The organism is Flavobacterium agri (assembly GCF_013401995.1).
GTDB lineage: Bacteria > Bacteroidota > Bacteroidia > Flavobacteriales > Flavobacteriaceae > Flavobacterium > Flavobacterium agri.
Map to the genome: position 1 here is coordinate 740082 of NZ_JACBJI010000001.1, position 12260 is coordinate 752341.

Here is a 12260-nt window from a genome sequence, read left to right on the forward strand (position 1 = left end):
TCCATTGTGGATTTTTCGATGTTGATAAGTTTAAATCCGACGAGCGTCAATATTTATTTACATTTGTGAATTCAAGGCCTTGACTGGCTTTGAGTTATTAACAAAAAAGTAAACCTATGCAGAACATTCCAAGTGTGGATTTACGTGATTTCCTTTCGGGCGACCCGGAACGTAAACAAAAGTTTGTAAATGAAATCGGAAAAGCCTACGAAGACATCGGATTCGTAGCACTCAAAGGTCATTTCCTCGATGACAAACTCGTGGATGAATTGTACACAGAAGTACGCAACTTCTTCAATCTTCCGCTCGAAACCAAAAAAGAATACGAAATCCCGGGAATCGGCGGCCAGCGCGGCTACGTTTCTTTCGGGAAAGAACATGCCAAAGGACGCTCTGCGGGCGACTTGAAAGAGTTTTGGCACTTCGGGCAATACGTGCAGGACAATCCGGCTCTTGAAGCGGAATATCCGGCGAATGTCGAAGTAAAAGAACTTCCTAAGTTCAACACAGTCGGTAAAGAAGCGTATCAAATGCTTGAAAAAACAGGTATTTACGTGCTTCGCGCTTTGGCCATATACTTAGGATTGGACGAATTCTACTTCGACAATTATATCAAGAACGGAAACAGCATCCTGCGTCCGATACATTACCCGCCGATTACCGATGAACCAGCAGACGGAGCGGTCCGCGCGGCGGCTCACGGCGACATCAACCTGATCACGCTTCTTATGGGCGCGCAGGGAAAAGGCCTTCAGGTGCAGAACCACGACGGCGAATGGATCGATGCGATCGCGGAACCCGACGAATTGGTGATCAACGTAGGCGATATGTTGTCGCGTCATACGAACAACAAACTCAAGTCGACGATCCACCAGGTGGTCAATCCTCCTAGGGAATTATGGGGGACTTCGCGTTTTTCGATCCCGTTTTTCATGCATCCGATCAGCGAGATGAAACTCGACGTTTTGCCGCATACGATAGATGCCCAACATCCGAAACAATACGACGACATTACGGCGGGTGAATTCCTGCATGAGCGTCTTGTCGATCTTGGACTGATCAAAAAATAATAACAGAATAATTAGACGAACAGCTAATGGACAAGGCGTCGGGATTTCCTGATGCCTTCGTTTTTATATCGGATTTATCCGCGTAAATTTGTGTAATCCGCAATACGAAGATGGCAAAGAAACTTACATCACTGAACGACCTCGGCGGTTTCGTGTTCTCAACGAACAAAGACTTCGAGTTCGACACCAACGAATCACCTGAAGAAACCCTCGAACGCGGTAAACAACTGCTTGAAGTCCATCTCGACAAGAAAAACCGAGGCGGAAAAGTCGCGACCGTAATCAAAGGTTTCGAAGGGAACGAAGACGATTTGAAAGCGCTCGGCAAAATGCTCAAGACCAAATGTGGCGTCGGCGGAGCTGTGAAAGACGGCGAAATCATCATCCAGGGAAATTTCCGAGACAAAGTCATGGAAATATTGAAGGTTGAAGGATATAATGTGAAACGCGTCGGCGGATAGAACTTAAAGATTTACGGATTGTCAGATACCAGTTTCTCAGATCATATTCCAAAGTCAATCTGTGAATCTGTTATCTGACAATCTTCAATCCAAAACCAACCCAAACATGATCAAACAATCTGAACTTATATTGAATCCGGACGGCAGCGTTTACCACTTGAACCTGCGTCCGGAACATATCGCGCACGACATCATTTTCGTTGGCGACCAGAACCGTGTGGAAAAAATCACACAATTCTTCGAAAACATCGAATTCTCGACCCAAAAACGCGAATTCAAAACCCAAACGGGAACGTACAAAGGCAAGCGCATAACCGTAATGTCTACGGGAATCGGGCCTGACAACATCGACATCGTGATCAACGAACTCGATGCTTTGGTCAATATCGACCTAAAAACGCGTTTGCCGAAAGAAGAATTGACGTCTCTCAACATCATACGCATCGGCACTTCGGGCTCGCTTCAAGCGGATATTCCGACCGACAGTTTCGTAATGTCGAAATTCGGTTTGGGAATGGACAACATGCTTCGCTCCTACCAGATCGACAGCGTTTCCGATAAAAATCTCGAGGAAGCGTTCATCAAACACACGAATTGGGACGCCAAAAAAGGACGGCCTTACGTGACGCGCTGTTCTGAAAAGCTTGAAAAACTCATCGAGAGCGAACGTATTTTTAAAGGGATTACGGCTACTGCGGGCGGATTCTACGCACCACAAGGACGCGTTTTACGATTGGCTTTACAGGATGCCGACCTCAATTCAAAAATGGACAATTTCGAATTCGAAGACAGCAAAATCACGAACCTCGAAATGGAAACGGCCGCGATTTACGGCTTGTCGGCTTTGCTTGGGCATAACGCGCTGTCGTTGAACGCCATTATCGCAAACCGCGCTTTGGGCACGTTCAGCGACGATCCGTATAAGGCTGTCGACGAATTGATTGCGTATACATTGCAAAAAATAGCTTCGGTAAAATGATGGAAAAAGTCTCGCTTAGGATCGAAGCGCTTTTAAAAGAAGGCACTCGGTTTTTCATGCACGCGTCCGAAGATGAGCTATCGCGAAAACCTTCGCCCGAAAAATGGTCGAAGCGCGAAATCTTGGGACATTTGATCGATTCGGCCATCCACAATCTCGTGCGCTTTACCGAATCGCGATATCAAGCGCAGCCATACAAACACAGGCCTTACGACCAAAACGAACTCGTGCGCATCAACGATTACCAGAATCAGGAAACCGAAGACCTGATGGTGTTGTGGCTTTCGTTGAACAGAAGAATCGCGTCACTTATAGCATCGGTTTCCGAAAACGATCTTTCGATCCCGATCCAATTCACCGACGGAACGGCCAAAGACCTCAAATTCCTGATGACCGATTACGCCGATCATTTGGAGCATCATTTACGCCAGATCGACCCGAGCTTCGGACGTTAATATTTGGTGAAAGCGATTTGGCAATGGCTGTAAAAAATGTAATTTAATTTCGTTGGATGAGATTCCTCCTTCGTCGGAATGCTCAAAGATTCCGACGAAGGAGGAATCTCATCCTCAAACCTTAAACTCAAGCTTCATGAACCTAAAAATCGCCGGCGTTCCCGAACATTTCAACCTGCCATGGCATCTGTGCATCGAAAATGGTGACTTTGCAAAAGCCGGACTCGACGTACAATGGACCGACGTTCCCGAAGGCACGGGCAAATTATGCCAAATGCTGCGATCGGGCGAAACCGATGTGGCCGTGATTCTCACCGAAGGCATCATCAAGGACATTTTGGCCGGAAATCCGTCGAAAATTGTACAAATCTATGTGCAATCGCCTTTGATTTGGGGCATACACGTTGCGGCAAAATCCGATTACCTGACCATTTCGGATCTTAAAGGAACCACGGCGGCGATTTCAAGGAACGGTTCAGGCTCCCAACTTATGGCCTATGTGAATGCCGACAACCAACGCTGGCCCAAAGACGATCTCAAATTCGAAATCGTCCATACGATAGACGGCGCGGTCGAAGCCTTGACAAACGGTACTGCCGATTATTTCATGTGGGAACGCTTTATGACCAAACCGCTCGTCGATAACGGGACTTTCAGGCGTGTAGGCGATTGTCCGACACCGTGGCCATGCTTCGTGATTGCGGTGAGAAGCGAGATTTTGGAGAACAATTCCGAAGCGATCGAAGCACTGCTTTCGGTCATCAATGAAAAAACGGCCGGATTCAAGCAGATTGCGGGAATCGACGAGCTATTATCGCATCGGTATCATCAAAAACCCGAAGACATCCGCCAATGGCTTTCGCTTACCGAATGGTCGCAGGCGAACTTTGGCGAATCGGTGTTAAACAATATTCAAAATCAATTGGCCGGCTTAGGCATTATTGTGAAAAAAGGTACTTTTGCCGATATCGTGCACGGCTGACACCGCGCTATTTCCCATGGTAAAACTCAGCGAAATCCCTTTCCGCAAGATCAAAGACAGGCTTACGATCAAGAAGCCGTGGGACAACGTCATCATTTTTTTGCTCAACATATTGATCGCGATTCCGGTGTTCATCATCATGCACCGCTATATCATTGATCCGGGTTGGCCATACCACATTGACCGCATTTTGCTTTTTGTCGGGATTTTGGTCGTCATCCAATTGGTATTGCGGCTTTTGCGTACGATTATCATCATCTGCATCGCGCTATATCTGGTGATGCTGGTTTGGGGAAGTCTTTTTGGAGGCTACGGATTCACGAGCGTTTTTGAGGATTACCGCTATATGGTCTATGCGATGAACGACAGCCCGAACCCGCAGGATCTGATTTTGTCGCGTCTTTTGCCGTTTCCGAACAAATCGCGCATCCTTAAAGCCGTCCAATACGACAATCCGGCCGTGCGCAACTTTTCGGTCATGGCTACGACAGAGCATTTCCGCGATGTGAAAGGTTACGGAGATTACCGCACGATTATCCAGTGTTTCGCGGTTTTCAAGGAAATCAACAGCCGATGGAACTACGTAAGTGATCCGAAAGGACGCGAATACATCGCCACGGCTTCGGAATCACTGCGTTACCTGTCGGGCGATTGCGACGACCATTCGATCCTGATGTCGTCGTGCGTAAAAGCGATCGGAGGCACGCCACGGCTCATCCACACGGGCGGTCACATCTATCCCGAAATCCTTATCGGTACGAAAAGCGACCTCGAAACCGTGAACTACCTGATCAAAAAAGTGCTGTTTCCGAAAGAAAGCAAAGACAAGACGATCCATTACCACATAGACGAGCGCGGACAGGTGTGGCTCAACCTCGATTATACGGCGACTTATCCGGGCGGACCGTTCATGCACGAGGAGATTTTAGGTGCGTTGACGCTCGATTAAACGCTTCCAAGTCGTACATCGATTAAACGTTTTAGTGTAGCGGCGAATCAATAAATCAACTTATATTAGCGGTCAAAATCATGCTTATGAAACATTTTCTCGTAGGCTGTCTCCTACTTTCGGGGATTGCTTTTGCCCAAGATACCGAATCGAAAAACGAAGGTCCGGTCGCTTCAAAGAAGAATGAAGTGCGCATAGATGCGTTGTCGCTGATCGCTTTCGGCAAGGCGAACATCTCGTACGAGCGTTTCACTTCGGGGAAATGGTCGTATGGTTTGACCGGAAGTTTTACCGTAGGCGACAAATTCGAGGAAGATTTCGACGAAGGTTACCGCAGCACGTTGCCCAAATTCGAGATCATCCCGTATGTACGTTATAAAATGTCGGACAGCGACGCGCATTATTATTTCATCGAAGGATTCATCTCGGCAAACGGAGGTGATTTCCGCCAGATTTTACGCGCAGAAGACGGAACGAACGGTTATTACATGATTTCGAAAGAAGACTATTTCTCTGTAGCTCCGGGCGCAAGCGTCGGTTATAAAGTATATTTCGGTCATGCCGTGGCACTCGAATTCCTAGTCGGCGCAGGATTGAACATCATGGATACCGACAAAAGCCCAGATGTGATCTCGCGTATCGGTTTGAACCTTGGTTACAGATTTTAAAAAATTGCACACATGAAAAAGTTCACCCATCTAGCGATCGCCCTTTCCGCCCTGTTTCTGGCTTCTTGCGATGACGAAGACGGATTTTACAACGAGAAATACATCGACGTCCCGAATCTTGTACAAGTAGAAGCGCAAGACGTATATCAGGTTGGCGACAACATGTATATTTTTGCCGATTTTTCGAGATACCTCGACGAACCAGGATTTTCGACGCCTTTGGATATTTTCAAAACGACAAGCGGCGCCCAAGGTTTTGTGTTTTCGTACACTTTCGAGCGTGAAGTCTCGCCGGGCGTATGGCAGCCAGTCTCGACTACGACACAGGAAATGCATGTGGTCAACGGATCGGTACAAGCGGGAAGTTTCGTTTTGGCGACCGCAGTTTATGATGCTACCGATGAATCCTACGAATATTACGCAGGTTTCCCGTTGGATGCCGTAGGAAATTACCGCATCAGCTTCGGTGTCAACAGCGATTCGACGAACGAGATAGAATTGCGTTCCAAAACGCAGGGCAACAATCTTTTCCTGAATATCATTTCAGGTACGAGCCAACTCGACAATTCAGGTTTTTACCATTTTACGGTAACCAACTAGTCACCACTCGATTTGCGGAAGACCTTTTGATTCGAGATAAGCGTTGGCCTGGCTGAAATGCTTGTTGCCGAACCATTTCCCTTGATTGGCGCTCATTGGCGACGGATGACCCGATTTCAACACCAAGTGTTTTGTCGCGTCTATGTTTTTGCCTTTTTGTTGGGCGTAACTTCCCCAAAGTAAAAACACGACATTTTCCTTGTCGTCCGAAACACGTTGGATGACCGCGTCGGTAAAGGTTTCCCAACCATGGCGTTGATGGCTTCCGGGCTGCCCCTGTCTTACAGTCAATGTCGCGTTGAGAAGCAAAACACCTTGATCGGCCCATCGTTCGAGATTTCCGGTTTGCGGAACGGGTTTGCCTAAATCTTCCTTGATTTCCTTGAAGATGTTGACCAACGAAGGTGGAATCGCGATGTTGTCGGCGACAGAAAAACACAGTCCGTTTGCCTGTCCCGGCCCGTGATAAGGATCTTGTCCGATGATGACCACCTTGACTTTATCGAACGGACAACGGTCGAAAGCCGCGAAGATTTTCGGTCCCGGCGGAAAACAGGCTTTGGGATGATCGGCGTATTCCTTTTTCACGAAGTCGATGAGTTTTGCGAAATACGGCTTTTGGAATTCGTCTTTGAGTTCGGCTTTCCACGAAGGATCGATGGCGATGTCGGTCATGTGTCAAATTTTCCCAAAGATACGACTCGAGCGAGGCTGACACGAATCGGTCCACCCAATTTTTTACGTAAATTTGCTAACCTTTTTTCATCATTTTAATGATCAGCATAACAGAAAAGACACTGCATGATCTGCAGTTTCCCACCATACTCGAAACCGTTTCCGAAGCCTGCGTGACCGACATGGGCAAAGAAAAAGCGCTCGGCATCAAACCTTTCCGCAATAAGGAAGATCTGATGGACGCGCTTTCACAGACCTCGGAATATGTTTCCTCTTTCCAGAACAACAACGCGATCCCGAACCACGGTTTCGAACCGATTTCGCACGAGATCAAATTCCTGTCGATTGAAGACAGTTTTCTCGACGCGGCATCGTTCCGGAAGATCTCGGCTATTTCGGAAACCTCGAACTTACTTATCCAATTCCTCAAAAAGTTCGATGATTACTATCCGAAGCTCAACATGCGCGCTTCCCAAGTCGGATTCACGAAAGACATTGTCACAAAAATCGACGTTATCGTAGACAAATACGGAGAAATCAAAGATACCGCCTCGATCGAGCTGCAGGAAATCCGGAGCCAGATGAACGTGGTTCGTACCAAGGTCAACCAAAGTTTCGGGCAGGCGCTCGCTTCATACAACGGATTGGGTTATCTCGACGACATCAAGGAAAGTATCGTCGAAAACCGTCGTGTGTTGGCTGTTCTGGCCATGTACAGACGTAAGGTCAAGGGCTCGATTTTGGGCAGTTCCAAAACCGGTAGCATCGCTTTCATCGAACCCGAGGCCACACTCAAATTCTCGCGCGAATTGTCGAACCTGGAATACGAGGAAAAACGCGAGATCGAGAAAATCCTGCGCAGACTTTCGGACGACATCCGTCCATATCTCGAAATCCTGATCCAATACCAGGATTTCCTGAGTGACGTGGATGTCGTATGCGCAAAAGCGAAATACGCCCAACGCATAAACGGCCTGCTTCCTAAAATCTCGGATGAAAGGCGACTTTATTTCCGTGAGGCGTTCCACCCTATTTTGTACCTCACCAACAAACGCAAACAAGCCGTCACGTATCCGCAGACGTTTGAATTGTCGCAAGGCAGCCGGATCATCGTGATTTCAGGACCTAACGCGGGCGGAAAAACAATCTCGCTCAAGACCGTCGGATTGTTGCAATTGATGCTGCAAAGCGGCATGCTGATTCCGGTTCACGAACGCAGTGAAACGTTTTTGTTCGATAGGATCATGACCGATATCGGAGACAATCAATCTATTGAAAATCATTTAAGTACATACAGTTACCGACTCAAGAACATGAATTACTTTTTGCGTAAGTGCAACGATAAGACTTTGTTTCTCATCGATGAGTTCGGTACGGGTTCGGATCCCGAACTGGGCGGCGCTTTGGCCGAAGTGTTCCTCGAGGAATTCTATCATCGCGAAGCTTTCGGCATCATAACGACGCATTACGCCAACCTCAAGATTCTCGCCAACGAAATGCCCAACATGACCAACGCGAACATGCTTTTCGACGAGAAATCGCTAGAACCGATGTACAAGCTGGTTTTGGGACAGGCGGGAAGTTCGTTTACGTTCGAAGTCGCGCAGAAAAACGGCATTCCTTACGGATTGATCAATCGTGCGAAAAAGAAAATCGAAGGCGGAAAAGTGCGTTTCGACAAGACGATCGCGAACCTTCAGAAAGAACGCTCCAAACTCGAAAAGACTTCGCAGAATCTCAAGGAAGAAGAAACCAAAGCGCGAGAGGAAAGCAAGAAGCTCGAAGATACGAACTCGCGCATCCGCCAGAAACTCGAAAGCTACCAAGAACTTTACGACGCCAACCAAAAGACGATTTACCTGGGCCAAAAAGTAGAAGACATGGCCGACAAATACTTCGGCAACAAAGACAAGAAACTGTTGATCGGGGAATTCCTCAAAATGGTCGAAATAGAAAATTCGAAGCGCAAAAAACTCACGCCTAAAGAGAAAAAGGTCGAGCAGGAAAAGAAACAGGAAGTCATCCAGGAAGTCAAGGTCGTCGTCGAGGAAATCCGACAAGAGAAAAAGGAAAAGAAAAAGAAAGAAGCCGTAGCTCCAAAACCGAAAGCGATCCTTAAAGTCGGCGACAGGGTGCGCATGCTCGACGGAAAGGCCATCGGTAGCATCGATGCGATCGAAAAGAACAAGGCGACGGTCAATTACGGATTGTTCACCTCTAAAGTAAGCCTGGATGAACTCGAACTCGTCGAAGCCGCGAAAAAGAAATAAATCGTTGTTAAACAAACTAATCGCGTCGGCATTTCAAACTACTTTAGCACCTTGCTTTTGAGCACTTAAATTATGAAACTTTCCGAGCTCCCAAAAGGTAAAAAAATTATCCTGTTCGACGGGGTTTGCAACCTTTGTGACTCGTTCGTGCAGTTCGTGATCAAACGCGACAAGAAGGACGAATTCCGGTTCGTGCCTTTGCAGTCGGAATTGGGAGAAAAGATATTGGAGCACATCGGTATCGACCGCGAACACATCGACAGCATGGTCTTGTACGAACCCGGTGTCGCCTACTTCTACAAATCTTCGGCCGCTATCGAAATTGCCAAAAGCCTTGGCGGACTTATGAGCCTGAGTGTAAGTTTCAAATTGATCCCGAATTTTTTGAGGAACAAAATCTACGACTATGTAGCCAAAAACCGATACAAATGGTACGGTAAAAAGGACAGCTGCATGATCCCGACGCCGGAATTGAAAGCGAAATTTTTGGAGTAAAAAAACCGGACGTAAATCCGGTTTTTGATTTTTAAGAGCCTTACTCCTTTTCCCATTTGCCGACAACCGACGTCGCCAAAGCGTTGCCCAAGACGTTCGTCGCGCTTCGGAACATGTCGCAGAAGTGATCGATCGGCAAAATCAACGCGATGCCTTCGATCGGGATATCGAACATTCCGCAAGTAGCCGCCACGACGACGAGACTGGCGCGCGGAACACCGGCAATACCTTTACTGGTAAGCATCAGCACCAAAAGCATCGTCATTTGGGTCGGAAGATCGAGATGGATGCCGTACACCTGAGCGATAAAAATACTCGCAAAAGTCATATACATCATGCTGCCGTCGAGGTTGAACGAATAACCCAGCGGCAACATGAACGACACCACTTTATCCTTTATGCCGAAACGCTCGAGTTCTTCAGTGAGTTTCGGGAAAACAGCCTCACTGCTCGTCGTACTGAAAGCGATGATCAGCGGACTCACGATGCGTTTGAGCAAAACGCTCATGGATTTGCCCAAAAACAGGAACCCCACCACAAGCAAGACGACCCAAAGCGAACTGATGCCGACGAGGAATGACCCGAAGAACCTTGCATAAGTAATCAAAAGTTCGTCTACGTCGCGTATGGCAAAGACACCGGCAATCGCACCGAAAACGCCGATCGGAGCGAATTTCATCACGTAATTCACCATTTTGAGTACGATGTGCGAAGCCTTGTCCAATGCGTTTATCACGGTTTTCGAAGCCGTTCCCAAAGAAGCTGCGGCCAAACCGAAGAAAATCGAGAAGATTACGATCTGCAGGATTTCGTTTGTAGCCAACGCCTCAAAAACGCTTTTCGGGATGATGTGCTCGACGAAATTCTGGGCCGAAAAGTTCTCAGTCTTTGAAGTCACTTCGGCGGCGGCTTCGGTGTCGAGGTTGCCGAGTTTGAGCCCTTTGCCCGGTCCGAGTGTGTTCACAAAGAACATCCCGATCAAAAGCGAAACCAACGAAGCGGTAAAAAACCAGCCAAGAGCCTTCCCGCCTATTCGGCCTACGGTCTTGAGGTCGCCGAGTTTGGCGATTCCGACAACGAGCGTCGTGAATACCAAAGGCGCGATGATCATTTGCACCAGACGGATGAAAACGGTCGCGAGCAACTTGATGTAACCGCTGAAATTCTTGGCGGTCTCTTCGTCGTAATTGTTGTGGATGAGGATCCCGAGCATCGCGCCGAGAATCATCGCGATCAGGATTTGGCCCGTAAGGCTTTTGAGGAACGGTGTTTTTTGGTTGGTTTCGGTCATTGGTTTGGTCAGGTGGTGTTTTTGGTGCGAAGCCTTAGCCCGGATAGCAGCGGATAGCCTTTTGAAGAAAAACCGTCGATTTTGTGCGGCTGCGAAGGCGACCGCAGGAAGCCCTTTGCGGGCGTTACAAAATAAGGTTTTTCAAGAAAGCTAGCAGCGGGTAGCCGGAATAGCTACTTATTATACGTTTTGTCAATCAGGTAAAAATCGGCGAGCACGATGGCCGCCATGGCTTCGACGATCGGCACGGCGCGTGGCACGACACACGGATCATGACGGCCTTTGCCCTGCATTTCTACGATATTGCCTTGGTTGTCGAGCGCTTCTTGCTTTTGGATGATCGTGGCCACAGGCTTGAACGCGACGCGAAAATAGATGTCCATTCCGTTCGAAATACCGCCTTGGATGCCGCCCGAAAGGTTCGATTTGGTCGTCCCGTCGGGGTTGTACAGATCGTTGTGCTCGCTGCCTTTCATCTTCGCTCCGCAAAAACCACTTCCGTACTCAAAGCCCTTGACGGCGTTGATCGAAAGCATGGCTTTGCCGAGTTCGGCGTGCAATTTGTCGAAAACGGGTTCGCCGAGCCCGATCGGAACGTTTTGGATCACGCAGGTGACCGTGCCTCCGACAGAATCGCCCTGTTTGCGGATTTCCTTGATATAGGCTTCCATTTTTTCGGCGGTCGCGGTATCGGGACAACGCACGTCGTTCGATTCGATCTTTGAAAAATCGAGCGCCTGATACGGTTTGTCTATGAAAATGTCGCCTACGGACGAAACGAAAGCGTTGATTTTGACGTCTTTGAGGAATTGTTTGGCAATCGCACCGGCTACGACTCGTGAAGCCGTTTCGCGTGCAGAACTTCTTCCGCCGCCGCGGTAATCGCGTAGGCCGTATTTCTTTTCGTATACGTAATCGGCATGACTCGGACGATATTGGTCTTTGATGTGCGAATAATCGTGCGATTTCTGGTCGGTGTTCGGGATGATGAACCCGATCGGCGTTCCCGTGGTCTTTCCTTCGAAAATGCCCGATAGGAATTGTACTTGGTCGTTTTCCTTGCGCTGTGTCACGATTGCCGATTGTCCGGGTTTGCGACGTTGCATTTCGCGTCGGATCGCATCGAAATCGAGTTCGATTCCCGGCGGGCAACCGTCTATGATACCGCCAAGGGCTTCCCCGTGCGATTCTCCGAATGTGGTGATTTTGTAAAGTGTTCCGTATGAATTTCCTGCCATGGCGTAAAAATAGGGAAAAGTGCCGAGGTGCTAAAGTGCTTGAGTGCTCAAGCGCGAACATTAAGACAGAAAGCTGCTTTCTTTAGCACGTTCGCACTTCAGCACTCAAAAATAACCTTCGCTTCTC

13 protein-coding genes are annotated in these 12260 nt (G+C 48.1%); 10 read left to right on the forward strand and 3 right to left on the reverse strand.

Annotated elements, in window-relative coordinates; genetic code table 11:
• Positions 1 to 116: 116 nt before the first annotated feature.
• The 8 genes from HZF10_RS03520 to HZF10_RS03555 all read left to right on the forward strand — a co-directional run bounded on the left by HZF10_RS03520 (position 117) and on the right by HZF10_RS03555 (position 6164).
• Positions 117 to 1070, forward strand: a complete 954-nt coding sequence (locus HZF10_RS03520; RefSeq protein ID WP_176004793.1) for an isopenicillin N synthase family dioxygenase — start codon at positions 117 to 119, stop codon at positions 1068 to 1070.
• A 110-nt stretch (positions 1071 to 1180) separates the two neighbouring features.
• Complete coding sequence (locus HZF10_RS03525) at positions 1181 to 1531, forward strand: translation initiation factor (protein ID WP_176004794.1); 351 nt, start codon at positions 1181 to 1183, stop codon at positions 1529 to 1531.
• 106 nt (positions 1532 to 1637) lie between these two features.
• Positions 1638 to 2510 (forward strand): nucleoside phosphorylase, encoded by an 873-nt coding sequence (locus HZF10_RS03530; RefSeq protein WP_176004795.1) that lies wholly within the window; start codon positions 1638 to 1640, stop codon positions 2508 to 2510.
• Positions 2507 to 2965, forward strand: coding sequence for a DinB family protein (locus HZF10_RS03535; protein ID WP_246282458.1), 459 nt, complete (start codon positions 2507 to 2509; stop codon positions 2963 to 2965). The genes HZF10_RS03530 and HZF10_RS03535 overlap by 4 nt, the downstream gene beginning before the upstream one ends.
• 136 nt (positions 2966 to 3101) lie before the next feature.
• Positions 3102 to 3947, forward strand: coding sequence for a substrate-binding domain-containing protein (locus HZF10_RS03540; protein WP_176004796.1), 846 nt, complete (start codon positions 3102 to 3104; stop codon positions 3945 to 3947).
• 16 nt (positions 3948 to 3963) lie between these two features.
• Entirely contained in the window at positions 3964 to 4896 is a 933-nt protein-coding gene (locus HZF10_RS03545; protein ID WP_176004797.1) for a transglutaminase-like domain-containing protein, read from the forward strand.
• A gap of 86 nt (positions 4897 to 4982) precedes the next feature.
• Positions 4983 to 5564: a hypothetical protein gene (locus tag HZF10_RS03550; protein WP_176004798.1), complete on the forward strand. Its 582-nt coding sequence runs from the start codon at positions 4983 to 4985 to the stop codon at positions 5562 to 5564.
• Between the two features lie 12 nt (positions 5565 to 5576).
• Positions 5577 to 6164 (forward strand): hypothetical protein, encoded by a 588-nt coding sequence (locus HZF10_RS03555; RefSeq protein ID WP_176004799.1) that lies wholly within the window; start codon positions 5577 to 5579, stop codon positions 6162 to 6164.
• Here the strand turns inward: HZF10_RS03555 and ung are convergent, their stop codons facing one another.
• Positions 6165 to 6839: a uracil-DNA glycosylase gene (ung, locus tag HZF10_RS03560; RefSeq protein WP_176004800.1), complete on the reverse strand. Its 675-nt coding sequence runs from the start codon at positions 6837 to 6839 to the stop codon at positions 6165 to 6167. It lies immediately after the preceding gene.
• A 98-nt stretch (positions 6840 to 6937) separates the two neighbouring features.
• Here ung and HZF10_RS03565 point away from each other — a divergent pair, with 98 nt between their 5' ends.
• Positions 6938 to 9109, forward strand: coding sequence for an endonuclease MutS2 (locus HZF10_RS03565; RefSeq protein ID WP_176004801.1), 2172 nt, complete (start codon positions 6938 to 6940; stop codon positions 9107 to 9109).
• A 72-nt stretch (positions 9110 to 9181) separates the two neighbouring features.
• A complete protein-coding gene (locus tag HZF10_RS03570; protein WP_176004802.1) occupies positions 9182 to 9604 on the forward strand; it encodes a thiol-disulfide oxidoreductase DCC family protein in 423 nt (140 codons plus the stop codon).
• Positions 9605 to 9644: 40 nt separating this feature from the next.
• On the opposite strand, the gene HZF10_RS03575 is transcribed toward HZF10_RS03570, so the two are convergent.
• Together HZF10_RS03575 and aroC are read right to left on the reverse strand one after the other, a co-directional pair.
• The gene (locus HZF10_RS03575) at positions 9645 to 10895 is read right to left on the reverse strand and encodes a dicarboxylate/amino acid:cation symporter (RefSeq protein WP_176004803.1); all 1251 of its coding nucleotides are present in this window, start codon (positions 10893 to 10895) and stop codon (positions 9645 to 9647) included.
• Positions 10896 to 11068: 173 nt separating this feature from the next.
• Positions 11069 to 12133 carry a chorismate synthase gene (gene aroC, locus HZF10_RS03580; RefSeq protein ID WP_176004804.1) on the reverse strand — a complete coding sequence of 355 codons (1065 nt, stop codon included), beginning with the start codon at positions 12131 to 12133 and terminating at the stop codon, positions 11069 to 11071.
• Between the last annotated feature and the right edge of the window lie 127 nt (positions 12134 to 12260).